This window comes from Shewanella sp. (assembly GCF_047975355.1).
In the GTDB taxonomy this organism is placed as follows: Bacteria; Pseudomonadota; Gammaproteobacteria; order Enterobacterales; family Shewanellaceae; genus Shewanella.
The window spans coordinates 12741-37163 of sequence record NZ_JBKEDJ010000025.1 but is presented as its reverse complement, the minus strand read 5'-3'; the positions used below and the strand labels follow the sequence as shown (position 1 = coordinate 37163).

General features: G+C 43.4%; 24 protein-coding genes and 1 tRNA gene. 20 read left to right on the top strand and 5 right to left on the bottom strand.

Annotated features, from left to right (window positions below):
• The first annotated feature begins 77 nt into the window (after positions 1 to 77).
• From flgA to ACK5NH_RS08580, 3 genes are all read left to right on the top strand, one after another.
• A complete protein-coding gene (gene flgA / locus ACK5NH_RS08590; RefSeq protein WP_416919223.1) occupies positions 78 to 785 on the top strand; it encodes a flagellar basal body P-ring formation chaperone FlgA in 708 nt (235 codons plus the stop codon).
• Positions 786 to 861: 76 nt separating this feature from the next.
• Positions 862 to 1188 carry a flagellar biosynthesis anti-sigma factor FlgM gene (gene flgM, locus ACK5NH_RS08585; RefSeq protein WP_416919221.1) on the top strand — a complete coding sequence of 109 codons (327 nt, stop codon included), beginning with the start codon at positions 862 to 864 and terminating at the stop codon, positions 1186 to 1188.
• Positions 1189 to 1190: 2 nt separating this feature from the next.
• Entirely contained in the window at positions 1191 to 1616 is a 426-nt protein-coding gene (locus ACK5NH_RS08580; protein ID WP_416919219.1) for a flagella synthesis protein FlgN, read from the top strand.
• A gap of 123 nt (positions 1617 to 1739) precedes the next feature.
• Here ACK5NH_RS08580 and ACK5NH_RS08575 read toward each other — a convergent pair whose 3' ends face one another.
• Positions 1740 to 2189, bottom strand: coding sequence for an LPP20 family lipoprotein (locus tag ACK5NH_RS08575; protein WP_416919217.1), 450 nt, complete (start codon positions 2187 to 2189; stop codon positions 1740 to 1742).
• Positions 2186 to 2818 (bottom strand): FlgO family outer membrane protein, encoded by a 633-nt coding sequence (locus tag ACK5NH_RS08570; protein WP_416919215.1) that lies wholly within the window; start codon positions 2816 to 2818, stop codon positions 2186 to 2188. Before ACK5NH_RS08570 ends, ACK5NH_RS08575 begins: the two co-directional genes overlap by 4 nt.
• 238 nt (positions 2819 to 3056) lie before the next feature.
• Between ACK5NH_RS08570 and ACK5NH_RS08565 the strand changes: the two genes are divergently transcribed.
• The 15 genes from ACK5NH_RS08565 (at position 3057) to ACK5NH_RS08495 (ending at position 18146) form a co-directional block, all read left to right on the top strand.
• On the top strand, positions 3057 to 4223 hold the full coding sequence (locus ACK5NH_RS08565) for a flagellar assembly protein FlgT (protein WP_416919213.1): 1167 nt from the start codon (positions 3057 to 3059) through the stop codon (positions 4221 to 4223).
• Positions 4224 to 4278: 55 nt separating this feature from the next.
• Positions 4279 to 4354: transfer RNA gene (locus ACK5NH_RS08560), tRNA-Arg, on the top strand.
• A gap of 477 nt (positions 4355 to 4831) precedes the next feature.
• Positions 4832 to 6022, top strand: coding sequence for a UDP-N-acetylglucosamine 4,6-dehydratase (locus tag ACK5NH_RS08555; protein ID WP_416919211.1), 1191 nt, complete (start codon positions 4832 to 4834; stop codon positions 6020 to 6022).
• Between the two features lie 29 nt (positions 6023 to 6051).
• A complete protein-coding gene (locus ACK5NH_RS08550) occupies positions 6052 to 7209 on the top strand; it encodes a LegC family aminotransferase (protein ID WP_416919209.1) in 1158 nt (385 codons plus the stop codon).
• Positions 7202 to 8359 (top strand): UDP-N-acetylglucosamine 2-epimerase, encoded by a 1158-nt coding sequence (gene neuC / locus ACK5NH_RS08545; protein WP_416919207.1) that lies wholly within the window; start codon positions 7202 to 7204, stop codon positions 8357 to 8359. Before ACK5NH_RS08550 ends, neuC begins: the two co-directional genes overlap by 8 nt.
• A gap of 7 nt (positions 8360 to 8366) precedes the next feature.
• Positions 8367 to 9440 (top strand): N-acetylneuraminate synthase, encoded by a 1074-nt coding sequence (gene neuB, locus ACK5NH_RS08540; RefSeq protein ID WP_416919205.1) that lies wholly within the window; start codon positions 8367 to 8369, stop codon positions 9438 to 9440.
• Positions 9433 to 10071, top strand: a complete 639-nt coding sequence (locus tag ACK5NH_RS08535) for an acetyltransferase (RefSeq protein WP_416919203.1) — start codon at positions 9433 to 9435, stop codon at positions 10069 to 10071. The genes neuB and ACK5NH_RS08535 overlap by 8 nt, the downstream gene beginning before the upstream one ends.
• Position 10072: 1 nt before the next feature.
• The gene (locus ACK5NH_RS08530; protein ID WP_416919201.1) at positions 10073 to 11131 is read left to right on the top strand and encodes a nucleotidyltransferase family protein; all 1059 of its coding nucleotides are present in this window, start codon (positions 10073 to 10075) and stop codon (positions 11129 to 11131) included.
• The gene (locus ACK5NH_RS08525; protein ID WP_416919199.1) at positions 11128 to 12108 is read left to right on the top strand and encodes a Gfo/Idh/MocA family protein; all 981 of its coding nucleotides are present in this window, start codon (positions 11128 to 11130) and stop codon (positions 12106 to 12108) included. The genes ACK5NH_RS08530 and ACK5NH_RS08525 overlap by 4 nt, the downstream gene beginning before the upstream one ends.
• Positions 12105 to 12803 carry a cytidylyltransferase domain-containing protein gene (locus ACK5NH_RS08520; RefSeq protein WP_416919197.1) on the top strand — a complete coding sequence of 233 codons (699 nt, stop codon included), beginning with the start codon at positions 12105 to 12107 and terminating at the stop codon, positions 12801 to 12803. The genes ACK5NH_RS08525 and ACK5NH_RS08520 overlap by 4 nt, the downstream gene beginning before the upstream one ends.
• On the top strand, positions 12797 to 13555 hold the full coding sequence (locus tag ACK5NH_RS08515) for an oxidoreductase (protein ID WP_416919195.1): 759 nt from the start codon (positions 12797 to 12799) through the stop codon (positions 13553 to 13555). The genes ACK5NH_RS08520 and ACK5NH_RS08515 overlap by 7 nt, the downstream gene beginning before the upstream one ends.
• Before the next feature lie 3 nt (positions 13556 to 13558).
• Positions 13559 to 14098 carry an acyltransferase gene (locus ACK5NH_RS08510; protein ID WP_416919193.1) on the top strand — a complete coding sequence of 180 codons (540 nt, stop codon included), beginning with the start codon at positions 13559 to 13561 and terminating at the stop codon, positions 14096 to 14098.
• A 109-nt stretch (positions 14099 to 14207) separates the two neighbouring features.
• Positions 14208 to 16715, top strand: coding sequence for a 6-hydroxymethylpterin diphosphokinase MptE-like protein (locus ACK5NH_RS08505; protein ID WP_416919191.1), 2508 nt, complete (start codon positions 14208 to 14210; stop codon positions 16713 to 16715).
• A 148-nt stretch (positions 16716 to 16863) separates the two neighbouring features.
• Positions 16864 to 17340, top strand: a complete 477-nt coding sequence (locus ACK5NH_RS08500) for a DUF2947 domain-containing protein (protein WP_416919404.1) — start codon at positions 16864 to 16866, stop codon at positions 17338 to 17340.
• Positions 17341 to 17585: 245 nt separating this feature from the next.
• On the top strand, positions 17586 to 18146 hold the full coding sequence (locus ACK5NH_RS08495) for a chalcone isomerase family protein (protein WP_416919402.1): 561 nt from the start codon (positions 17586 to 17588) through the stop codon (positions 18144 to 18146).
• Here ACK5NH_RS08495 and ACK5NH_RS08490 read toward each other — a convergent pair whose 3' ends face one another.
• Together ACK5NH_RS08490 and ACK5NH_RS08485 are read right to left on the bottom strand one after the other, a co-directional pair.
• The gene (locus ACK5NH_RS08490; RefSeq protein WP_416919189.1) at positions 18147 to 19022 is read right to left on the bottom strand and encodes a DUF6268 family outer membrane beta-barrel protein; all 876 of its coding nucleotides are present in this window, start codon (positions 19020 to 19022) and stop codon (positions 18147 to 18149) included.
• Between the two features lie 179 nt (positions 19023 to 19201).
• Positions 19202 to 19822: a TetR/AcrR family transcriptional regulator gene (locus ACK5NH_RS08485; RefSeq protein WP_416919188.1), complete on the bottom strand. Its 621-nt coding sequence runs from the start codon at positions 19820 to 19822 to the stop codon at positions 19202 to 19204.
• Positions 19823 to 19959: 137 nt separating this feature from the next.
• Here ACK5NH_RS08485 and ACK5NH_RS08480 point away from each other — a divergent pair, with 137 nt between their 5' ends.
• Both ACK5NH_RS08480 and ACK5NH_RS08475 read left to right on the top strand, forming a co-directional pair.
• Positions 19960 to 21099 (top strand): efflux RND transporter periplasmic adaptor subunit, encoded by a 1140-nt coding sequence (locus tag ACK5NH_RS08480; RefSeq protein ID WP_416919186.1) that lies wholly within the window; start codon positions 19960 to 19962, stop codon positions 21097 to 21099.
• A 2-nt stretch (positions 21100 to 21101) separates the two neighbouring features.
• The gene (locus ACK5NH_RS08475; protein ID WP_416919184.1) at positions 21102 to 24182 is read left to right on the top strand and encodes an efflux RND transporter permease subunit; all 3081 of its coding nucleotides are present in this window, start codon (positions 21102 to 21104) and stop codon (positions 24180 to 24182) included.
• On the opposite strand, the gene ACK5NH_RS08470 is transcribed toward ACK5NH_RS08475, so the two are convergent.
• The gene (locus ACK5NH_RS08470; protein WP_416919182.1) at positions 24167 to 24412 is read right to left on the bottom strand and encodes a YdcH family protein; all 246 of its coding nucleotides are present in this window, start codon (positions 24410 to 24412) and stop codon (positions 24167 to 24169) included. The two genes, ACK5NH_RS08475 and ACK5NH_RS08470, sit on opposite strands and share 16 nt — an antisense overlap.
• Positions 24413 to 24423 lie beyond the last annotated feature (11 nt).

Here is a 24423-nt window from a genome sequence, read left to right as displayed (position 1 = left end):
GCCTTAACGACACAGAACAGTTTCACGTTTGATAAAAGTATAGGTGTATTCTGGCGTTACAAGCTAGTCTCTTCATTATGAAAGTAAATTTAGTCTATTTTTTGTGTGTTCTCGCATTATTTCTTACCATGGCCGCCAATGCTGCTCCCGTGGTACCTAGCGTATCGGCGATATCCGAACTCGCTAAAGCCCTTATTAATGAAAAGATTTCAGTACCGTCGAATGCCAAAGTGGAAATTGCTCCCCAACCCATAGATAAACGTACACTGCCAGCACAATGTGCTTCCCCGATAAAAGTTGAGTTGGCATCAGATCGTGAAATCAGCCGCAACAACACGGTAAAAGTGAGTTGTGATACGCCTGATTTGTCCTACCCTTGGCAGATTTTTATGTCAGTGCGCGTCGATATCCTTTTCCCGGTTGTAGTCGCCAGCGAAGCATTGGCTCCGGGAGAATTAATCAACCCTAGTCAGGTTGAAATTCGTTACGTCGATCAAAACAATTTACGTGGTATGCAATTTAGCGATACAAACCAAATTTCTGGTGTACGTGTTAAACGCCGTGTCGCCAAAAACTTTCCCATTTTTGCCAACAACCTTTGCTTTGTTTGCAAAAATGATTCAGTGTCAATTTATGTTCGTTCCAGTAATTTTGTGTTAAAAACCGTGGGTGAAGCATTACAGGATGGTAATATTGGTGATCAAATCCGGGTCAAAAATAGCAGTTCAAACAAAGAACTAGATGCCATAGTCACAGCCATTGGCGAAGTCGAAGTTAGAATGTAAAATAAACTAAAGCTTTTCGATGAGCTGCCGATACCCCAGTTAAGAAATCCCCGTATACACGACGCTGGAGCCTAAAATGGCAATTGATATTAGCAAATTTAACGCCGGAGCGGCCGCGCAAGTCCGTTCAAACACTACAAAAAAAAGCAGCGATAGCGAGCAATCAACTCAGGTTGCGGCTAAATCGACTCAACAAAAAGGTGACTCCGTAGTCATTACGGCTCAAGCTCAACAGCTACAAGGAGCTCAAACCAAAATGGCTAGCCTCCCTGAAGTCGACCAAAAGAAAGTAGCTGAAATCAAACAAGCTATTGCCGAAGGTCGCTACAAAATTGACCCCGAGAAGTTGGCTGCCAACATTGCCAGCTTCGAAGCTGAATTGAATGACCTCAATAAAGAGTAACTATGACAGAAATAGCTAAACTGGTAGATCAACAACACGCCCATTTGGCTGCTCTTAAACAAATTATTCTTAAGGAAAAAGGCGCTTTGGTTGACCAAAACGCCGATTTACTTTTATCGCTTGCTGACCAAAAATCAAAATGCCTGCGAGAGCTTAAGGCCAACGATGATTTACTGGCCAATCACAGCGATAAATCCCTACTCACCGAGCAAGTAGAACTATCCCATAAAATGGCCGCAGTAAAAGAGGCCCTTGCCGAATGTAAGGATCTTAACGCCCAGAATGCCAGTCTGATCGAAATGAATCTCGCGAGTCTAAACCGCTTTGCCCAAGCCTTACAGGTGAGTCGAAATGCAACTACTCTGACTTATAATGATAAAGGCAGAACCTCGACCCTTTCTAGCTTAGGCAATGATTTAAAAGCCTAAGTGTTAAGTAAAGATAAAGCATCACAAAGTAAACGGGATATAAACAAAAGCCGCGCTTAAAGTAAGTGCGGCTTTTGTTTAATGGTACACCAACAACGAGCAGTGAGCCTAGACGGCTCTAGCTCAAAAGTAGGTAACGTCTTTAATTCTTTGTGGGCGACTCTGCTGCTGGTAAATCTGCCATACCTTGGCAAAATCAAGTTCTAACTCAGTAACATAGTGATCCCCTGCCGGATAGCTTTTTACCACTCTGGCTCCACGGATCACTCCAGTCACAGAGGCTTTGACGTTATCATCTGTCAGCATCCAATCACTAACACTGCTATTGGCCGTGATCTTTTGCCCATAGACCTGTTCAGCCAGTTCACGGTAGGCCACGATTTTTGAAGCCTGCATCGCCATCAATACTCGTTGGGACTGTTCCTTCGCTGGCTGAGTCGCTAAGGGTGCATAACCGATTGCCGTCAACTTAGGGAAACTGCTTGGAGGCACATCTTCCCATTGAACATATCTATCTTTCGCCGCACACCCAGTAAGAAGGAGCGCCGCAACGATTAAAAGGTAGCGTTTCATTTTCCATCTCCTAGCACTCGTACTTCGTTCATACCAGGGCTCGACTGGCGATATAAAATCCCATCCTGAGAGATAACTTGCTCAGAGGGCTGCATATAATTGCTCAACTCTTTTTGGGTCACAAAGGTTTGAGAGGCAGAGACAACACGGTTATTACTCAAGGTGACAATTCTGGTATTGATTGCCATGCCATTGGTCGTCGGGCTCATGGTCGACACCACAATATGGTCAACGGGTAAGTTGGTAGACAGTTTTTGCCAATCGCGCGTCAAAATAAAATCGCCATTAGGCGTGACGCTAATGCCGTTACCTAAATTCAAATCAACCACATTAAACATAAAACTATGCAAAGACGTCATCAGCCCTTGCTGCAGTTGCTGCGCAAGCGCATTGGCGCTGCTCATATCTCCCACTAACACAGGCGTGGTAACAACGATAGGTTGATCGGGGCGCAGTGCATCATTCTGCTTGACTAACTCAGTCACAATTCGCTGCGCTAGATGATTAATCGTCGCCGTAGGTGGCAAACCATTGCCGTCTACTAAGCTAGGTTTGGGCGGTGCCACGGGTTTAGTCGCACACCCAACCAGCACTAACAGTGCCAGAGGAATGAATGCACGCTTCAGCATAGGAGTAACCTCGTCATCAGTATCAATGTGGCCCGGTAAGAGCCGCAATCTTTGCCATAAAGCAAGCAAGTATTAGACCAAGTCAAAAAATTGCGCTCAATTAACTCTCTAGATTATCGATAAATCCATGGATAACTTTATCCCCATACCACATAAATCAGGCATACAATTTGCTTAAGGCGATATAGCACTGCCAGTAAACTGACTCATCCCAGCAATTTTAGTTAAGGGCTTATTGATGAACATACTAAGAAAGAACTTGCTCATAATCAGCAGCCTACTGCTATGTGCTGCACAGGCAAACGCCGAATGGGTGGAGGCCAGTGGAGAAGCAGTTATCGCCAATGGCAACATAGCCCAAGCACGTGAAGAAGCGATCAACCAGGCGGTGAGTTATGCCACGCTCAGTACCGGAATCCAAATCACCAGCGAGCAACAAACGACCAACGGCAATCTGACACAAAACAGCTTTGCGATTAATCGTTATGCCCAAGCGATTAGCATTCAATTAGTGAGTGAACGTATCCAAGGGAACAAAATCTATGTTTCTCTCAGACTGGATCTCAATGATGATCCAACCCAGCAATGCCCTGCAGGCCAATTAAAAGCCGCTATCCTAATCCCTCAGGCGCAAATAAAAGACCGCGCACAATTACGCTACGGACAATTATCGGGATTTGAAGAAGTGATATCCGAAAAGCTGGGTAATAGTATCGATGGATACTCATCCACTGGGTTTAGCCATATCCATGCCAAGGAGAGACTCGACATTGCACAAGAACTTGTCGATATCCGCGGCTATCGACTCCCAAGTTGGTTGAGTGAAATCACCGATAGCCAGTATATTTTATTGCCACAAATCATCGATATATCGACAGAACCAGTACAATCTACCTTTATGGGTTGGTGGGACGAAGCACCACAAAGACAATTCCAAATTAAGCTCAGCCTGTATCATGGTATTAGTGGCGAGGAAGTCTGGAGCAAAACCTACAACACTTCGGCACCTTGGGAATTTGAAGAGCAAGCCATTATTGCCCCTAATAGCGACAGATTTTGGCGATCGTCCTATGGCAGAAATATTAGCCAAATAATGCAAGAAGCAACCCGAGATATTGATAACACGCTCAATTGCAGACCGCTATTAGGGCAAGTTGTCAGCCGTCAAGGCGACAGAATTATCCTCAACCTAGGTCGCAAACATGGGATCCGAGTTGGCGATAAATTCCAGGTCGTGTTACAACAAAACTTGCCCGATAGGCTCAACGAAATGCGTGCCGTCGCCACTAAGAGCCGAGCAACAGTAAAAATCGAACAAGTTAGTGAAGAAGGCGCAACTGCTGTCCTCGTTGACCAAAATGCGGCATACAATGTACAGATAAACGACATCGCGCTTAAGATTTAAGCAACTAAATCATAAGCCTTTTAATCAAAGATAAAACCAGTATAATCACAGGCGTCTCTTCATAGCTCAACAGGATAGAGCAGCCGCCTCCTAAGCGGCCGATCGGGGTTCGAGTCCCTGTGGAGAGACCAGTTAATACTTATTTATTATACATTTCAAAAATTACGAAAAATAAAAAATCCTGTACAACATCTCTGCAGCCAAGAATCACTCCTCAGTCAATAATTAACGACTAAGCTCATGGGTAACAAAACGAAAAAGTGGTACCCGAAAGGCACTGTACAAACACTTAAAAGCTTTAGGCTTTATTCATATTTAAATAAACCCACGCGTTAAACGCCAAATTGTTGTCAAGAACAGCCTTCGCATGTCACGGCTGCAAACCACACTATTTTCACTCACTTCATAACCAAATAAAATCAAGGCATTGGTGATAAGCTAAAAACCATCTGGCATTTGGTTCATTTTTTGCATTAACTTTATGAAGTAGGTCAAACTAGATTCATCATGTGAATACAAAAATAAGATAAAATTTAGTTTTCTGTGTAGTAACTTAGATTTTCTAACTCAATTTTGCATAAGCATATCCAACACCAATAGGATCCCCAATGACGGACATTTTGAAATTGATAGGAAGGGAGAGCGCACTTTTCGTATCAGACATCAGCCATCATAATCCCTTGTTAAATCAAGAGGTCAATCGCTCACGTTTTCTCGTTATCGGTGGCGCGGGCTCTATTGGTCAAGCGGTTGTTAAAGAAATCTTTAAACGCTCTCCGCTCAAGTTGCATGTTGTCGATCTCAGTGAGAATAATTTAGCTGAGCTGGTCAGGGATATACGTAGCTCCTTTGGCTATATTGCGGGTGACTTTCAAACGTTTGCCCTTGATGTCGACTCCATTGAATATGATGCTTTCATCGCTAGAGATGGCCAGTATGATTATGTCCTTAATCTCTCGGCACTTAAGCATGTGAGAAGCGAGAAAGACCCCTTCACTTTGATGCGCATGATTAACGTCAATATTCTTAATACTGACAAAACGATTAAGCAATCGATTGCCAATGGGGTTAAAAAATATTTTTGTGTTTCTACCGATAAAGCGGCTAACCCAGTGAATATGATGGGAGCATCAAAACGTATCATGGAAATGTTTTTGATGCGCGGCAGTGAACAGTTGGCTATTTCTACTGCACGGTTTGCCAATGTTGCCTTTTCCGATGGTTCTTTACTGCATAGCTTTAACCAACGAATGTTAAAACAACAACCCATAGTTGCACCTACTGATGTAAAACGCTATTTTTTGACGCCTCAGGAGTCTGGAGAGCTTTGTTTGATGTCGTGTATTTTCGGTGAAAATAGAGACATTTACTTTCCCAAGCTCGATGAGTCACAACACCTTATCTCCTTTGCCGATATCGCAACCCGCTACCTGTTAACTCGTGGTTATAAAGCCTATATTTGTAACAGTGAAGATGAGGCAAGAGAACTCTCATTTACTTTACCAGCCAAAGGGTTATGGCCGTGCTATTTCAGTGTTAGTGATACCTCAGGTGAAAAGGATTTTGAGGAGTTTTTCACGGAAAAAGAGACACTGGACATGAATAGCTTTGCTGAATTGGGCATTATCAAAAATGAGCTCCAATACGATGCCAAGTTAATCGCGTTTTTCGAGCAGAGTATTCAAGCTATGCTTTTAGAAAAATCATGGACTAAAAAACAGTTATTGGATCTTTTTTTGTTAATGTTACCCGATTTCGCCCATAGGGAAACGGGAAAGTCTCTCGATGAAAAAATGTAAATTCGCTAGATTTTAAAGGTAGCAATCTAATGTGGTCATTGATTGAGTTTATTCGCGACACTTATCAAACCAATGAGTTTATTCCCTTACATGCGCCAACTTTTCCTGGGAATGAGCAAGCTTATGTGGCAGAGACTATTACTAGCACTTTTGTGTCTAGTGTTGGTCGATTCGTAAACGATTTCGAACGCAAAATAGAGACCTTTACCAAATCACCTAAAGCGGTTGCGACCTCTAGTGGTACGAGTGCTTTGCATACGGCCCTGTACATGGCTAATGTCAAGCGCGGCGATCTGGTTATCACGCAAGCGCTCACTTTTGTGGCTACCTGTAATACCTTATACCATCTAGGTGCTGAACCCATTTTTATCGATATTTCAACAACAAGTCTCAGTCTATGCCCTCAAGCTGTCGCCGTTTATTTAGCCGAAAATGGCATTATCGATGAACACGGAAAATGCATCCATAAAAAAACCGGCCAAACAATAAAAGCACTATTACCGATGCATACTTTCGGCCATCCAGCACAACTGGATGAATTACTTCAGATTTGCCAACAATGGAATCTGGTCTTAATTGAAGATGCGGCAGAAAGTTTAGGTTCTTACTATAAGGGAGCACACACAGGTACTATGGGGGATTTTGGCGCACTGAGTTTTAATGGCAATAAAATCATCACCACTGGCGGCGGAGGTATGTTATTAGCCCACAATAAAGTCAGTGGCGAGCGAGCAAAACACATTACAACAACCGCGAAGGTGCCCCACCCTTATGAGTTTTACCATGATGAGGCGGGGTTTAATTATCGAATGCCCAATCTAAATGCGGCCCTTGGCTGCGCCCAAATGGAAAGCTTACCTCTCTTTATTGAGCAAAAACGAGCACTGGCACAACACTACCAAGATTTCTTTAGCAACACCGAATGGCAATTTGTGAATGAACCCGATTATGCCAAGTCTAATTATTGGCTTAACGCAATTATTTGCCCAGATTTACGCCGTCGTGATGAAATATTAAAAGCGACTAATGATGCGGGTGTGATGACCCGGCCGGTATGGAAATTAATGCATAAACTGCCGATGTTTAAAGATGCAATGCGTGGCCCAATGGACAATTCTGAAATGCTTGAATCCCGTCTCATTAATCTTCCAAGTACTCCAATTGCGTTAGGGTCTCATCATGCATAAAAAAATTGCGGTGTTCACCGGAACCAGAGCTGATTACGGACTCCTATATTGGTTACTTAAAGATATCCAAGAGAATGCAACGCTGACTCTACAACTGATCGTCTCTGGTAGCCACTTATCGCCAGAATTTGGCAATACCTTTGAGCAAATTGAAAGGGATGGCTTTTCCATTGATGAAAAAGTCGAAATGTTATTATCATCCAATTCAGCGGTGGGTACAGCCAAAAGTATGGGACTTGGAATTATTGGCTACGCTGAAGCACTCGATAGGCTAAAACCCGATGTGTTGGTCATATTAGGGGACAGGTTTGAAGCTCTTGCGGTCGCCCAGACTGCAGCTATTTTAAAAATTCCCCTATTGCACATACACGGCGGAGAAATCACAGAAGGTGCCTACGATGATGCATTTCGGCACGCGATAACCAAACTCAGTCATATTCACTGCACAGCAACAGAAACCTACAAGCAACGCGTGATCCAGATGGGTGAGATGCCAGACAATGTCTACAATGTTGGAGCTATTGGCTTAGATCACATTCATCGCAGCACATTAATGACGACAGAGCAGTTATCATCCGATTTGAATTTTGACTTAAGCCATCCATACTTTTTAGTCACTTATCACCCTGTTACACAGGCAGATGAACCCGCTATCAAAACATTTAATGCCTTACTAACGAGCCTAGAACAGTTTCCCCTGCATAATGTGATTATCACGTATCCCAATGCCGACAATGGCAGTAGAGAGATAATCAGTTTAATTCAGGACTATGCGCAACAATCTAAGGGAAAAGTGTTAACAATTGCGTCATTAGGTCAAATCAGATATTTAAGTTGTGTGAAATATTCAGCCGCAGTGATAGGAAACTCTTCAAGTGGCATTATTGAGGTTCCCTCATTTAATGTCCCGACCGTCAATATTGGTGCCAGACAACAAGGCCGCCTAGCAGCCAAAAGCGTTATTCATTGTCAACCCGACTCATTATCTATTACAACGGCGATAAATAAGGCGATTTTACTCTTACCACAACTGCAATTGACCCCAGTTACTAACCCATATGGACAGGGCCAGGCGAGCCAATTGATTATTGAGCTATTAACAACTATACGCCTAAAATCCAACAAATCTTTTTATGATCTTAAGGTATAAAAATATTATGACGCTAATTATTGCTGAGGCGGGAGTCAATCATAATGGTAACGAAGCGTTAGCAATTGAGCTGATTGATGCCGCCCATAAAGCAGGGGCTGACGCAGTAAAATTTCAAACCTTTAATGCTAAAAACTTAGTGACCGAAAGCGCACAACAAGCCGCTTATCAGGTCGCGAATACCCAAAAAATAGAGCCGCAACTTGCGATGCTAAGTCGCTTAGAGCTAAGTTTTGAAACTCATCAACATTTGATCCGCTATTGTCAAAAACTGGGGATCCAGTTTTTATCTACCGCATTTGATTCTGAAAGCTTGGCATTTCTTGTCGATACTCTGCAACTAAAGACGCTCAAAATAGCCTCAGGAGAAATCACCAATGCCCCCTTTTTACTTGAGCATGCTCGTACTGGCTGTGATCTTATTTTATCCACGGGCATGTCAACCTTAGCTGAAGTTGAAGCGGCATTAGGGGTCATTGCCTTTGGCCTAACATCTCCACTCAACACGCCCCCGGATCCCCAAGCTTTCCAAGCCGCCTATGCCTCGTCCCAAGGCCAGCAGGCATTACAAGCAAAGTTAACTTTACTTCATTGTACAACTGAGTATCCGGCTCCCTTTGATCAAATCAATCTCAAGGCAATGGACACCTTAGCTTCGGCCTTCTCTTTACCCGTAGGGTATTCAGACCATAGTCAAGGGATAACTATTCCTATAGCGGCCGCAGCACGGGGCGCATGCATTATTGAAAAACACTTTACCCTAGATAAGGAATTACCAGGTCCAGATCATAAGGCCTCACTTGAGCCCAATGAGCTAAAGGAGATGGTTACTGCGATTCGCACCGTTGAGCAGGCAATGGGTAATGGTATAAAAACGCCTCAGCCCGCTGAACTGACAAATCTAACCCTTGCAAGAAAAAGCTTAGTAACTACGACAAGCATAAAAAAGGGCGAGCTATTTTCAGTCAACAATCTTGCGGTCAAACGCCCAGGAACGGGCACAAGTCCATACAAGTATTGGCAAAAACTCAATACAGGTGCAGAGCAAGATTACCAGTCAGGTGAGGTGATCTATGACTAAACCTATCATAATGGTTGGCTCTGGCGGACATGCCAGTGTATTAACAGAAATCTTACTGCAACAAGGTTACACTTTGTTAGCTGTGGTTAGCCCTAGCAAAGGCCGTAGTCCGCTCTTTAGCGATATACAACACTTTGATTCTGATGATGATATTTTGCAATTCCCTTGTAATGAGGTTAGATTAGTCAATGGTTTAGGTTCCTTACCAGGGCAACATTTACGCCATAAACTATTTACTCACTTTACTCAGCTTAATTATGAATTTGAATCCGTAATATCTAAGCATGCGATGTTATCGTCATATGCCGCTATTGGCGCTGGCGCACAAATTTTAACTGGGTCTATCATACAAACGGGTGCAAGCATTGGCAGAGGTACAATAATTAATTCAGGCGCAATCATTGAACACGATTGTGATATAGGCAATGACTGCCATATCGCCCCAGGTGCAATTATTTGTGGCGGAGTTCATATAGGCGAACGCACTCATATTGCTACGGGTGCCAATGTGATACAAGGTATCTCAATAGGTAAAAATTGCATTATCGCGGCGGGGGCCACAGTGACTAAAGATATGCCCGATAATTCGATAACTTATGGGTACCGCAGTAATATAAAGGAAAGGTCATAATATGAACCCAATATTGAGTAAAGTGACAATATCACCTGACAAAACACTTCGTGATGCCTTACAACTAATTAACTCACAAGCGCTTCAAGTTGCATTAGTGACTGATGAAAATGAACGTCTATTAGGTATCATCACCGACGGTGATATTCGAAGAGGTTTACTCAATAACCTATCACTTGACGCCCTTGTGACTCAAGTGATGAACACCAATCCTAAGACAGCTTCCCCTAACACTTCAAAAAAGAAACTGCTGCAATTAATGCAACAGTACAGTGTTCTATCTATTCCGCTCGTTAAAGATCATATTCTTGTAGGATTAGAGACCTTAAAAAGTGCACAACAAAAAGCGCATTATGAGAATCCAGTGCTTATCATGGCGGGAGGCTTTGGAACACGTCTAAAGCCCTTAACTGATAAATGCCCCAAGCCTATGCTTAAGGTTGGCAATCGCCCCTTGCTAGAGATTGCACTCTTTAATTTTATTCAAGCTGGTTTTTCTAATTTTTATATTTCTACTCACTATATGCCGGAACAAATTGCATCGTACTTTGGAGATGGTAGTCGGTGGAATGTAAATATTAACTACGTCCATGAAACTACACCATTAGGAACTGGTGGAGCCGTCGGCCTGCTTCCAAAAGACCTTTCACCATTACCCACAATTGTGATGAACGGTGATATTTTAACTAAAGTCGATTTCCAACACTTACTTAAATTTCATGAAGACAATAATGCTGATGCAACTATGTGTGTTCGTGAATATGACTACCAAATCCCTTATGGTGTGATTAGCGGCACAGGTAATCGTATTACGGAAATGGTCGAGAAACCCGTACAACGATTTTTTGTTAATGCCGGTATTTATGTTATAAACCAAGACATTATAAAAAGTGTTCCCGCTAACACTCATATTGATATGCCAACACTTCTAGAACAAAGAATTACAGATGGCGGACAAGTTCTTATGTTCCCTATTCATGAGTATTGGCTCGATATAGGGCGTATGGATGACTTCAAACAAGCCCAAATTGATATTTGTGCTATCGGTTTTGAACAATGAATATACTCGCTGTGATTGGACTGGGTAACATTGCCAAACGTCATAGACAAAACCTAAAAACACTTTACCCACAAGCGAATGTTATTGCGCTTTCTGCAAGTGGAAGAGTCGCAAATCAGCCAATAGAATTTGCTGATCTTGTACTCTCTAATATAAACGAGTTAATCGACTACAAACCAGAACTGGTGATTATCGCCTCCCCTGCTTCATTGCATGAAACCCATGCCACGACGTTAATGACACACAATATCCCCATATTGATAGAAAAGCCATTAGCCGCAGAACCAGAAAGTGCAGAGCGTATTTTGGCACTAGCTCAAAGTCACAATAGTCCAGTCATGGTGGGGTATTGTCTTCGATATCTCAGTTCTGCAATCGTTATCAAACAACTATTATTAGAAGATCTTATTGGCAAAATATATAACTGCTCTGCTGTTGTAGGACAATATTTGCCCGACTGGCGTCCCAATAAACATTATTCTAAGTCAGTATCTGCCCAAAAATCCCTTGGTGGTGGTGCACTATTAGAGTTAAGTCATGAGTTGGATTATTTGTATTGGTTATTAGGTCCATTAAAACTCAACTACGCACAGCTAAGAACGACAAATGAGCTAGCATTGGAAGTGGAAGAGATTGCAGATCTCATTTTAACCAGTCAACAGGGTACTGTTTGCTACATCCATATGGATTTCATTCAGAAACAAGCTCAACGAGAGTGCACTTTTATTGGTACTAAAGGCAGATTACATTGGGATTTAGTCGCCAATACAATCCGCCACTATAGTTCAGAGGGTACTCAGCTTCTATATTCACAACCTGAATGGAACAAAAACCAAATGTACCTCAACATGGTGACAGAATTTGTATCCCATATTCAGCATAAACAACATACAAATACTTCTCTAATAGACGCACATCAAACAATTCGCCTAATCGCAAAAATTAAGCAGCAAGCTGAGTGGGGAGTCACTCAATGACACGATACGCCTTTATTTTCGCTCGCGGGGGCTCAAAAGGACTTCCAGGAAAAAACATTAAAGAGTTACTTGGAAAACCCCTAATTATTTATTCCATTGAAACCGCACTGCAAACAACGAAAATTGAAAAAGTCTTTGTCTCAACCGACGATGATCAAATTGCTACCATTGGTTTAGCTGCAGGTGCAGAGATCATACCCAGACCAGCACATTTAGCCACAGATAATTCACCAGAATGGCTTTCTTGGCAGCACGCAATCGACTGGGTAAACCATAAATATGGCGAATTTGAGCAATTCATCAGTTTACCCGCTACAAGTCCATTACGAAGTGTGGAAGATGTCGAATCTGCGATGAATAAGCTTAATAGTAGTAAGGTTGATATTTGTATCTCCACCACTCCGGCAAATCGTAGCCCATACTTTAATATGGTCAAAGAAAGTGCATCCGGTAATGTTGAATTGGTCAATGCGCCTTCAACTGAAGTATATCGGCGACAGGACGCCCCCCAAGTTTATGATATTACTACTGTTGTTTATGTGGCCAAACCAAGCTACATTCAAAGAGCCCACAATCTTTTCGCAGGTAATGTCGCGCATATCATAGTGCCGAAAGAAAGAGCGGTCGATATTGATGATATTTATGATTTTAAGCTGGCTGAAGCCATTTTAAGCAGCAAAGGACAGTTATGCTAACGGGAAAAACAATACTTATCACCGGTGCTGCAGGTTTGCTCGGCTCCCAAGTAACAGCATCTATACTCGCCCAAGGCGCAAAAGTACTAGCTGTAGATCGTTCAAATTCAACAATGAGACTTAAGTTTCAAGATCTCATTCAGGATTATGGAAATTCGTTAACCTTAGTTGAACTAGACATTACAGATGAAGTGGCAGTGAAACAGTTTTTTTCCGGCCTTAGTGAACTTTCTGGTGCAGTTAATTGTGCCTATCCTCGAAATACGCAGTATGGCACTTCATTTTTAGAGGTCAGCCTAGAGAGCTTTAATGAAAATCTATCACTACATTTAGGTTCTTCATTTCTTTTTATGCAGCAATGTGCAGCCCTATTTGTCAGGCAACAATCCCCCATGTCGGTAGTCAATATTTCATCAATTTATGGTGTTGTAACACCAAAATTTTCGTTATATGAAGGCACCCCAATGACTATGCCAGTTGAATATGCCGCTATCAAATCTGCCCTACTACACCTAAGTAAATACGTAGTGGCATTTATTAAAGACAACCGCTTTAGGATCAACAGTATCAGCCCTGGAGGCATTTTTGATAACCAACCAGCTTCATTTCTAAAGGCATATAAAGACTCAACAAATGGCCATGGAATGTTAGCCCCGAGTGATATTGTTGGTTCAATAACATTTTTACTGTCACAACAATCTCAATATGTTACAGGGCAAAACATCATTATTGATGATGGGTTCACATTATAAATTATGCTAAAAAAACTTTGCTATTGGTTAAAAGTAAAACGCATTGGGCCAGACATACCTCTGACTCATTTTCTTTTACACTCAAAGCGCCTTGGTAGATGGTTGTGCAAAAATAAATTTGCAAAATTTGGTCGTAATAGTGCTATGAGACCTGGCAGTTATGCCATCTGCTGTGATCATATTAGTATTGGCGATGAAGTCGTACTTAGACCAGGGACTATGCTTTTTGGCTCCGAACACTGCGGTAACTCAGTCAACATCACTATCGAAGATTTTGTTCTGATTGGTTCTGGTGTACATATTTATACCTCTAACCATGAATTTGCCGATCCGAATCAAGCCATTTTCTTTCAGGGACATAAACCTGTAGAACCCGTACTTATCTGTCGAGGATCATGGATTGGGGCCAATGCAATTATTTTACCAGGGGTAACAATCGGAGCAAATAGTGTAGTGGGAGCGGGCTCTGTGGTCACCAAAGACGTACCGCCCTATGTCGTTGTTGCAGGGCAACCAGCGAAAATAATTAAGAAAATTATGTAACTAGTTAAATATAGTGATTAATTTGGCGGTTTAAATAGCTAAAAAAGATAGAACATTATTGTATCACTATATTAATTTTCATAGAAAAATCGATTTTAACGAGGAACTGATGAGTTTACATAAATCCAATATACAAAACACTTTCTCTATCAGTCGATTTAATGAATATTATCTCCCAAGTGTTAACCGGAGTATGTTTGAATCTATTGATTCAAAAACGCAATACGATAAAAAGTTCAAGAATGACTTCGCCAAAGAAGATATGTTACAAGTCGTTACCGGATTAGACTCTGGCTTGCTGGTAAACTATCTTCTTGAACAAGGCATACCTAAGGGCAGCATATTTATTTTTGTTGAATTAGATGAGGTGCTTAATCTCCTCAACATTGATATCCCCAAAGAAATAGAAAATCAATTATTTATTTATAACTATGAAGACTTCCAAGAGAATTTTTCCTCTGATACATATGGAGTCTATATACTTAAAAATCACTTTAAGCATTATCGAAGCTTAGGAGCTACATCAAGCCACCTTCCAGAATACAGCATTTTAAATACTCAAATAATCAAAATTTTAGAAGCTGGCTACTTAGAACAAAGAGTAAACTCATCACAACAAAAATATTTTGAAGAACAATTTAAAAACATTTCTGAAAATGTACTCCCAGCTTCCCTATTAGCAAATAGATTCACCGGGCATACTTGTCTTATCGTTGCTGGAGGTCCTTCATTAGATGATCAAATAGACTGGATACGATCTCACTCTAAGTATCTCTTTATCATTGCGGTATCACGTATTGCAGGTAAATTGTATAAAGCTGGGATCACGCCTCATATTATCGTATCAGTAGATCCCTATGATTTTAGTTTTGAAGTCAATAGAGATATGATGCCCCTTGCAAATTCCAGTTTATTTGTAAACTCTTTTCATGTGAATTCCAGGCTCCTAGGCCAATGGCAAGGAAAAAACCTTTTCATGGATAATAAATATCCTTGGCAACTGGAAGACAAAGAAAATATTGAAACAATAGGACCAACAGTAACTAATGCTGCCGTTCATCTGGCAACTAAGATGGGCTTTTCAAATATTTTACTCACGGGAGTTGATTTATGTTTCACTAACACAGGTTTTACACATACCAAAGATTCTGTTGAATCGACCCTTGGACCTAATTTAGGGATCATGGGTGAATGGATAGATACCTATGGAGGAGAAAAAGCTGAAACTGTTACCCAACTAAAATTGGCTATTGAAGCTTTAGCTGCAGAAGCTAATATAAATCCTGAAATTGATTTTATCAATCTATCTCTCAATGCTGCAAAAGTGAACGGTATAAAATATAAGAATACAGAACATATAAACCTACAGACCGAAGAGCCATCTCCCCTTGAGTTACTTGACTGGGTTCCTCACTTTAGTTTGGAAGATAAAAAGCAAGATAATCTTATTTCTAAAAAAGAAATAAACGGACTAATAACTACACTTAGTAAGATTGTCACTTTATCTAAGGATATTTTAGATTTAAGCCAACAACTTAAAGTTCAAACAAAACCACCTCATGCAGTACAAAAAATATTCAATAAAATTGATTTTATTGATAAAAAAATAAACAAAAGTCACTCTGGCATAGTTAAATTAATCAAAACCTATGGTTTTTCAGAGTTTTCCGCCTTTTTAACCACCAAAAAGACCGAGGAATGGGATACTTTACATGTGTTAGATATGACCGAAAACTACTATAAAGCATTTATCAGTATCGCAGAGCAGTTAATACGATTAGCTAATGATAGTCAGGCAAGATTAACTCATAGAATTAATGAATTATCTCAAGATGCCGATCTAAAACCTCTAGTACAATTTTGGCGTACTGAAAAACAACATGGTCGCATCAATATATGGTTAGAAAATCACCCAAATTGGCAAGAGCATCAAAAATTTAAGCAGAATGCTCAATTATTGGAAGAATATCGCCATCTTATACAATCAGTTCTCGATGAATACCAAGAACAACTCACTGTCGTACCTGAGGAATACATAGAGAACGTCAAAGAGTCGGCCTCGATGGAGAATGTCTTCGAAAAGATAATTGTGCTTATTAGAGACAATGATCATACTGGCTTGGTCAAGATGACATTAAATCTAAGAGAGTTAGCTAAAAAAGATCAAGCCGCTAAGCGTCTCTATCATCTTGCATATAGTCATCAGCTACTTTTAGAGCAGAAAGAAAATGAAGCACTGCTAGTTTTACTCGAATTAGATGAAAACTTACAATCTGAAATTGAGTTAAAGCAGATCAGTCTACTCGCATTAAGACAAGGAAAAATAGACATTGCTGAGTATGCGATAGCGAAATTAGCTGATAACATTGATGAATATATTCCTCAATATGCCCACATATTAAAGCTACAAGGGAAACATCAAGATTCAATTAATTTATATTTAGATTATTTAGAAAAATACCCTAACGATATCTCCACATGGATTAAGTTCGGATTATTTATGATTGATATTAATCAATTCGCTAATGCTGAAACCGCATTTAATCAAGTGTTACAAGCCGATCCTGACAATCGGGTTGCACACGAGTATATCAACTGGTTGCAATCACATATTTAAGCATTGAAATATAGACTCTTTTGCTAAAAAGCCAGATTTACTCTGGCTTTTTATTCACAAAAATAACCTATTGAGTATAATATAGCGTCCATAACAACTGCTGAAAATCAGCTTCCACCATTATATCACCAGCAGGAGAATTCGATTGTTGCTTACGTACGTATCGCTAGAGCATTACAAACGTAAATGGATTTTTAACCATAAAGATTTACCTGTTTCTAATGAAGATAAACTCTCGATTAAGCCTCTAACAGAGAAATCATCGATGGAAATTTGGAATCAGTGGATTAGCAATAAAAGTAGCCGCGCCGAGCAGTTTACTAAAGGGGATTGGGCCGCTAAAGCCAACGCATGGGTCAAAACGGATCATTGGCAGAGTGCTTGGGACAGTGAAGATAACAGCTTACCCGAGATGCTGGCAGAGTTTATCCAGTGGCCAGATGCTACACCTGTCTATTTTTGTTACGAAAAATATCAAGTGATTGAGACTCGTTGGGATGTATTTGTCCGCAATTGGAAGTGCTTTCTGTTCTTCGATGATGGCCCGCTCCTGATCTCCCCGAAACAAAAACAGGCAGTAATGTTTGAACAAAACGGTCAATATAAGCTAGGGGTTCGTGGCTAACTACGCCAGCTAATAAGTCAAACGGGTTGAGCCATTAATTCCAACCTCTTGCTTTCTTAGGATATCCAACAAATGAAAGCAGTCCTGCTTGATTCATATCTTAGGCGATAGCTTGCGCACATTGAGCTATCGCTCTTCTTTGCTTTCGATTAGTATCGCGTGGCAATCAACAAATTAATCCCCGTTTAGACGTAAATATTATTGATGTTCTCAACGGTCATAACTACAAAAATATGAGGTGTATGATGAAGTTACTCTCAACCCTGACGCTTACTACTGCTTTGCTTTTTCCACTATTGACCCAAGCTAAAGAAATTTCTGGTGTCCAAGTTGCCCACAGCATCACGCTCGATGCTCAGGCGCTGCAATTAAATGGTGCTGGCGTTCGCAGCAAATTCTTTATGGATTTGTATGTCGGTAGTCTGTACGTTCCCACCCCCAGCAAAACCACGACTGAGGTGATCAATGCCCCGATTGCAGCGATTCGCCTCAATATTACATCTGGAATGATTACGTCCGAGAAAATGCGTGATGCGATAATCGAAGGGTTTGAACACGCAACTGCCGAGAATACGACGGATATTCAGCCGCAAATTGATGCTTTTATGGCGCTATTTAAGGATGAAATCAAAGAAGGCGATCAATTTACCTTGGTCGCCAACAAAAGCCGTGGTGTTACCGCCTATAAAAATGGTCAAGAACAAGCGACAATTGAAGGGGAAATGTTCCGTCAGGCCTTACTCAAGATTTGGTTAGGGGAAAAACCTGCCCAGAAGAGCCTCAAAGAGGCTATGCTGGGCCAGTAACTAAAATCGAAACTCGAGATCCAAGGCCGCAGCGCCTTGGTTATCGAGGTCGAGCGCCGCTTGATCGGTGACTTCTAATTCGCCATTAAAGTAGTAACCCGCATAGAGGTTCAGCGCAATGGCAGGTGTCGCTTGCCAGCCGGCGCGCAAATAACTCACCCATTCATTGGTCTCCACCACGGTTTCTTTATCGGCGATTAAAAATCGCTCGGTACGACGTGAATTGCCAAATCCGACATTCCAGGCGGGGCTCACTTGATAACTCAGCTCCAAGCCCGCGGGACCGCTAAATCCAGCTTGGAAAGGGTTTGCTAAACGCCAACGGTCATTTATCTGCCAACTCACTGCCAGATAGGGCATAGTGCGCACTTCATCGATATCGTTTAAATACGCAACACCAAAACCGAGCATATTGCCTGACTCGAAGGCATACATAGCTGAGGCTACCACACCATAACTCTGCGCATGGCTAGAGGATGCAGTATCGGCATAGGCATATTGAATTTGTGGTGACAGCATAAAAGACCAATGCTTATCCATCCGATAGTGAAGGGAAATACCCGCACGGTAACGGTCGATATTTTCCCAGGTTTCACCCGTATCACTAAACAGGCCGGCAGCGTTATTCGCCCCCGTTAAACGGATATTGCGCCAATCATAGTCGAGCCTGTCGTAACCGACTCGCATTCCAATAGACCACTGTTTATCGAGGGGAATATTGACGCTGGCGTTGAGTAATAAGCTGTCACGCTGCAACTCAGTATCGCCATTAGCCACCGCGGCGCTCTGGGTACTAATTTGCGAGACACTCAGCTTAAAGGGTTTATATTGCTGTCGCGATTCAGCCGCGGATACGGAATAGCTAAAAAAAGCCATTAGCCCCAATCCGATGCACACTAGGCGGGGTTTTATGCTAACTCGAGAATCAAGTGTTCTAGTCACGCCTGCTCCTTGCGTTACTGTTAAGTCATTTGTTGCGAATAATACGCTCGATTTCTAACAAAAGTTCACTCTTTTCGAAGAAGATACAAACTGATACCAACCGTTTGATGCTGTTACAGTCGATAAGCTTTTAAGAACATCTCGGCACAACCTCGAACATATTGCTCACGTTCCTCCAATAAGCTCTCAGTCTCCAACCCCAGCTCTAACCTGAGTTTCAACTCGCCAAACAGCATCAAACACAAACGTACCGCACAGTGATGCGGTTGTGGGAATCGATATCGTCCAAGCGACTCAACGGCTATTAGATACTTGGTCAGCATGGCAAGCATATGTTTAGGACCGGCCTCAAAAAACAATCGCGAGACTTCTGGGTGGCTCTCAGATTGCGCCACACAGGCTTTAAATACGGTTATCGCCTCAGGGCTAACAATCATCTCACCAAATTGCAGTGCAAATTCGGTAAGGGTAGCTTCGGGTTGGCTTGGATCGCTGAGTAAGTCGTCATTTAAGTTATGGCCAACGCATTTGGACTCTATCGCCGCCACAAACAAATCGTCTTTACTGCCATAGTGGGAATACACAGTTTGTTTGGACACACCCGCCTGTTTCGCCACTTCATCCATGCTGGTATGGGGAAATCCCTGGCGACAAAACAAATCAATGGCCGCCACCAGCACTTGTTGTTTCTTTTGTTCACTGCGGCTCATTGGGATATCGGAGGACAGAGTCATATCTTCACTCAAGGTAGCAACATAATTAATTCGTATTAGTTAAGCATAAAATAGACTAGACAGTCCAGTTCTGCACAATTAGACTAGCAAGTCTAGTTACATAAACTCAACCTTGAGTTTACAACGGAAGGATTCAAATGGATCGAGCTGCCCGACGTTCTTGGCGTGTATTTTACGTTTGCGTGATTGCCGTCACCGCCTTAACGGCCTGTCAAAAGGAAGTGACAGAGCATGCCAACACGGCGCAATTACAAACCGTGACGACTGCGCCGCTACGCTTATCGACTAGCTATCAGAGTGAGCAAGTGTTTACTGGCACAATCCGCGCGGGCAATACCACAGGCGTAGGATTCGAGCTGTCGGGTAAGCTCAGTGAGTTAAGTGTCGATAGCGGCGCTAAGGTGATCCAAGGGCAAGTGTTAGCAAAACTCGATACCCGTTTGCTCGATGCCGAGCATCAGGAAATCCAAGCCAGTCTGGCGCAAACCCAAGCCGATGTTGACCTTGCCACCAGCACCCTCAACCGCAATCTTGAGCTTAAAAAATCGGGTTATGTATCTGAGCAGTTACTCGACGAGAACCGCACACAACTGGCAAGCCTAGAAGCTGGCAAAAAGCGTTTATTGGCCTCTCTACAGGCAAATCAGCTTAAACGCGATAAATCACAGCTTCTTGCGCCCTTCGATGGCATCATCAGCCAGCGGCAACACAATCTAGGGGAAGTGGTGGCCGCAGGCAGCCCAGTGTTTACCTTAGTCGGCAGTGTGAATACCGAAGCCTATATCGGTGTCCCAGTCGCAGTCGCCCAGCAATTCGTCAACGGGCAGAATGTGACTGTAAGCGTCCATAATCAGCAATTTACCGCCAAGATTGCCGGGATCAGTGCCGAGGTACATCCCATCAGCCGCACCCTGCAACTGCGGATCAGCCTGCCAGAACATGCCAATGTGATCAATGGTGAAATTGCCTATCTGCATCAACAACAAACCGTCGAACAAGCGGGTTACTGGGTGCCGGTATCCGCTCTTATCGATGGGATCCGCGGCCGCTGGAATATCTATGTGGCGACGCAGCATTCCGCCTCAAGTTCCACCGCCAACTCTGCACCAGATAAGGCTTCAACTCAGATTGAACGTCGCGATGTCGATATCCTCTACACCACTCAAGATATGGCCTATATCCAAGGTGCCATTAAGGCCGATGAACAATATGTGACCCAAGGCCTACATAAGTTAGTGGTGGGCCAGGCCGTTTCTTCTATCGCAACGACGAGGTAATCATGATTAAAGCCTTCGTCGAAAATGGCCGCTTAGTCAGCCTAGTGATCGCCCTACTGCTGGTCGCGGGATTTGGCGCGATATCCAGTTTGCCACGCACTGAAGATCCGCACATCACCAACCGATTTGCGTCGGTCATCACCCCTTATCCCGGCGCTTCCGCCGAGCGAGTCGAGGCACTTGTCACCGAAGTATTAGAGAATCAGTTGCGTCGCCTCGAGGAAATCAAGCTTATTCAATCCACCTCAAGACCGGGCATATCGGTGATCCAATTAGAGCTCAAAGATACAGTCACTGACACAGATCCTGTCTGGTCTAGGGCACGGGAACTGTTGGCCGATGCCAAAAACATGCTCCCCGATGGCATACAAACTCCGACCTTAGACGATCAAGTTGGTTACGCCTACACCGCCATTTTAAGCCTAGTGTGGAACAATAGCAGTCAGCCACGGGTGGATATGCTCAACCGCTATGCCAAGGAATTACAGAGCAGGCTCAGACTCTTATCTGGCACCGACTTCGTTAAACTCTACGGCGCCCCCGAGGAAGAAATCCTCGTACAGCTCGATGGCTACAAGATGAGTCAATTGCAATTAACGCCGGGGACGATCGCTAAAATCTTAAGCAGTGCCGACAGCAAAATTGCCGCAGGCGAGATCAATAACAACAATTTTCGCGCCTTTGTCGAAGTCTCTGGCGAACTTGATTCCCAGAACCGCATTCGCCAAGTACCACTCAAGGTGGATGCGCAGGGGCAAATTATTCGTTTAGGGGATATCGCCAACATCAGCCGCCAACCTAAAACCCCCGCTGACAGTATCGCCCTTGTCGATGGTGAGCAGGGCGTGTTTGTCGCGGCACGTATGCTCAACAATACCCGTGTCGATATCTGGCAGGGACAAGTCAAACAGCTAGTCGATGAATTTAATCAGGAACTGCCAGCTAACATCAAAGTGCAGTGGTTATTTGAGCAAAACAGCTACACCAGCGAACGTCTCGGCGGATTAATCATCAACCTATTACAAGGGTTTGTGATTATTCTGGCGGTCTTACTGCTGACCTTAGGCTTAAGAAACGCGATTATCGTTGCCCTGTCGCTCCCCCTGACCGCCCTGTTCACCTTAGCCTGTATGAAATATATCGGCCTACCCATTCATCAAATGTCGGTCACAGGCCTAGTCGTTGCCCTTGGGATCATGGTGGACAATGCCATTGTGATCGTCGATGCCATCGCCCAGCGCCGCCAACAGGGGATGAGTCGCTTAAGCGCGGTAAGTGAGACCTTACATCACCTCTGGCTGCCCTTGGCGGGGTCAACCATAACCACCATTCTAGCCTTCGCCCCTATCGTGCTGATGCCCGGCGCGGCGGGTGAGTTTGTCGGTGGTATCGCCATGTCGGTGATGTTTGCCCTACTGGGTTCCTATGTGATTTCCCATACTTTGATCGCAGGCCTTGCGGGACGCTTTAGCCTCGAAGGTAAACATCCTGTCTGGTACCAACATGGAATCAATGTGCCTTTAGTAAGTGGTTACTTTCAGGCAAGCCTAAGGTTTGCACTTAATCGACCGCTGCTGAGCGCGACACTCATCGGGATTATTCCACTATTAGGTTTTTATGCTTCAGGCAAGATGACTGAGCAATTCTTCCCGCCATCGGATCGGGATATGTTTCAAATTGAGCTGTACCTCGCGCCCCATGTCAGCCTCGAAAACACCTTAAACCAAGTGCAATTGATGGATAAGCAGTTGCATCAAATTGAGGACATAACCCAGGTCGATTGGGTGGTGGGTGGCAATACGCCTTCCTTTTATTACAACTTAACTCAGCGCCAACAAGGGGCCACCAACTATGCTCAGGCCATGGTCAAAGCCAACGACTTTGAGCGCGCCAACGCCCTTATCCCAGAGTTGCAGCAAACCTTAGATAAGGCCTTTCCAGAGGCACAGGTGTTAGTGCGTAAACTCGAGCAAGGTCCGCCCTTTAATGCGCCGGTCGAATTAATGATTTTTGGTCCTAACCTTGAGACCTTACGCTCACTCGGGGATGAGGTGCGCAATATCTTAGCCGCCACACCCGATGTGCTTCATACCCGCGCCACCTTAAGCGCCGGCGCCCCCAAGGTGTGGTTGCAGGTGAATGAAGATGCGAGTTTGATCAGTGGATTAACCCTGACGGATATCGCCAAACAAGTCCAAATGGCCACCACAGGTGTTATCGGCGGCAGTGTGCTAGAACAAAGCGAGTCTTTACCAATTCGTGTGCGTTTGGGCGACACGAGTCGCGAGCAAGCCAGCCGTCTCTCCGAAATCCAGTTGGTGACGCCCTCTGGCACCGCCGTCCCCTTATCAGCTCTATCTCACAATGAGGTGCAAGTCAGTCGCGGGGCAATCCCGAGGCGTAATGGTCAACGCGTCAATACGATTGAAGCCTATATCGTGAGCGGCGTGTTACCAGCTCAAGTATTAAAGGATGTAAAAGATAAGGTCGCAGCAATCTCGCTCCCTGCGGGTTATCGAATTGAAATAGGTGGCGAAAGCGCTAAACGTAATGAGGCCGTAGGCAACCTTTTATCGAATCTGATGTTGGTCGTCACCTTGTTGCTAGCAACCGTAGTCTTGTCCTTTAACTCCTTTAGGCTCACTGCGATTATTTTACTGAGTGCATTACAATCGGCGGGGCTTGGATTGCTTGCGGTCTATGTATTTGGTTATCCCTTTGGTTTTCCGGTCATCATTGCCCTACTCGGCTTGATGGGGCTGGCGATCAACGCCGCAATTGTGATCTTGGCCGAGCTGGAAGATACCGAAAATGCCCGGGCTGGTGATAAGGACGTGATTATCACGACGGTCAGCGGTTGTGGTCGTCATATCAGCTCGACCACTATCACCACGGTCGGCGGGTTTATCCCGCTTATCATTGCGGGCGGAGGCTTCTGGCCTCCCTTTGCCATCGCGATTGCCGGCGGGACTTTACTCACGACGTTGCTATCGCTCGTTTGGGTGCCAACCATGTATCTATTACTGATGAAAACGCGCAACAAGTCACCAAGCTCAGCGCTATCTTCTCAAATCGCATCATGAACAAGGTATTGATATAACTTATCTTTAAGATAGAGTCGTTCTAATTTTAAGGCCACAAAGTGCTCATCTTCGGTGGGCACTTTGGTTAACTCTAGGGCACGAATTTTATGGTCTAACTCATGGTAACGCTCAGCCATAGTGGCAAAAACGCTGCTACTTGTTTTTAGCTTTTGAATATGGTCGACAAAATCGGGAAATTCATAAATTAATGCGTGATTCTCGCCAAGCATAGCTGTACTCC

What these genes read in the sequence shown, in the direction of transcription:
- ACK5NH_RS08485 (WP_416919188.1), bottom strand. Translation starts at nt 19,822, where the DNA reads ATGACTCTGTCCTCCGATATCCCAATGAGCCGCAGTGAACAAAAGAAA.
- neuC (WP_416919207.1), top strand. Translation starts at nt 7,202, where the DNA reads ATGCATAAAAAAATTGCGGTGTTCACCGGAACCAGAGCTGATTACGGA.
- ACK5NH_RS08495 (WP_416919402.1), top strand. Translation starts at nt 17,586, where the DNA reads ATGAAGTTACTCTCAACCCTGACGCTTACTACTGCTTTGCTTTTTCCA.
- ACK5NH_RS08530 (WP_416919201.1), top strand. Translation starts at nt 10,073, where the DNA reads ATGAACCCAATATTGAGTAAAGTGACAATATCACCTGACAAAACACTT.
- ACK5NH_RS08575 (WP_416919217.1), bottom strand. Translation starts at nt 2,189, where the DNA reads ATGAAACGCTACCTTTTAATCGTTGCGGCGCTCCTTCTTACTGGGTGT.
- ACK5NH_RS08480 (WP_416919186.1), top strand. Translation starts at nt 19,960, where the DNA reads ATGGATCGAGCTGCCCGACGTTCTTGGCGTGTATTTTACGTTTGCGTG.
- ACK5NH_RS08510 (WP_416919193.1), top strand. Translation starts at nt 13,559, where the DNA reads ATGCTAAAAAAACTTTGCTATTGGTTAAAAGTAAAACGCATTGGGCCA.
- neuB (WP_416919205.1), top strand. Translation starts at nt 8,367, where the DNA reads ATGACGCTAATTATTGCTGAGGCGGGAGTCAATCATAATGGTAACGAA.
- ACK5NH_RS08520 (WP_416919197.1), top strand. Translation starts at nt 12,105, where the DNA reads ATGACACGATACGCCTTTATTTTCGCTCGCGGGGGCTCAAAAGGACTT.
- ACK5NH_RS08550 (WP_416919209.1), top strand. Translation starts at nt 6,052, where the DNA reads ATGTGGTCATTGATTGAGTTTATTCGCGACACTTATCAAACCAATGAG.
- ACK5NH_RS08555 (WP_416919211.1), top strand. Translation starts at nt 4,832, where the DNA reads ATGACGGACATTTTGAAATTGATAGGAAGGGAGAGCGCACTTTTCGTA.
- ACK5NH_RS08580 (WP_416919219.1), top strand. Translation starts at nt 1,191, where the DNA reads ATGACAGAAATAGCTAAACTGGTAGATCAACAACACGCCCATTTGGCT.
- flgA (WP_416919223.1), top strand. Translation starts at nt 78, where the DNA reads ATGAAAGTAAATTTAGTCTATTTTTTGTGTGTTCTCGCATTATTTCTT.
- ACK5NH_RS08470 (WP_416919182.1), bottom strand. Translation starts at nt 24,412, where the DNA reads ATGCTTGGCGAGAATCACGCATTAATTTATGAATTTCCCGATTTTGTC.
- ACK5NH_RS08525 (WP_416919199.1), top strand. Translation starts at nt 11,128, where the DNA reads ATGAATATACTCGCTGTGATTGGACTGGGTAACATTGCCAAACGTCAT.
- ACK5NH_RS08515 (WP_416919195.1), top strand. Translation starts at nt 12,797, where the DNA reads ATGCTAACGGGAAAAACAATACTTATCACCGGTGCTGCAGGTTTGCTC.
- ACK5NH_RS08570 (WP_416919215.1), bottom strand. Translation starts at nt 2,818, where the DNA reads ATGCTGAAGCGTGCATTCATTCCTCTGGCACTGTTAGTGCTGGTTGGG.
- ACK5NH_RS08535 (WP_416919203.1), top strand. Translation starts at nt 9,433, where the DNA reads ATGACTAAACCTATCATAATGGTTGGCTCTGGCGGACATGCCAGTGTA.
- ACK5NH_RS08565 (WP_416919213.1), top strand. Translation starts at nt 3,057, where the DNA reads ATGAACATACTAAGAAAGAACTTGCTCATAATCAGCAGCCTACTGCTA.
- flgM (WP_416919221.1), top strand. Translation starts at nt 862, where the DNA reads ATGGCAATTGATATTAGCAAATTTAACGCCGGAGCGGCCGCGCAAGTC.
- ACK5NH_RS08490 (WP_416919189.1), bottom strand. Translation starts at nt 19,022, where the DNA reads ATGGCTTTTTTTAGCTATTCCGTATCCGCGGCTGAATCGCGACAGCAA.
- ACK5NH_RS08475 (WP_416919184.1), top strand. Translation starts at nt 21,102, where the DNA reads ATGATTAAAGCCTTCGTCGAAAATGGCCGCTTAGTCAGCCTAGTGATC.
- ACK5NH_RS08505 (WP_416919191.1), top strand. Translation starts at nt 14,208, where the DNA reads ATGAGTTTACATAAATCCAATATACAAAACACTTTCTCTATCAGTCGA.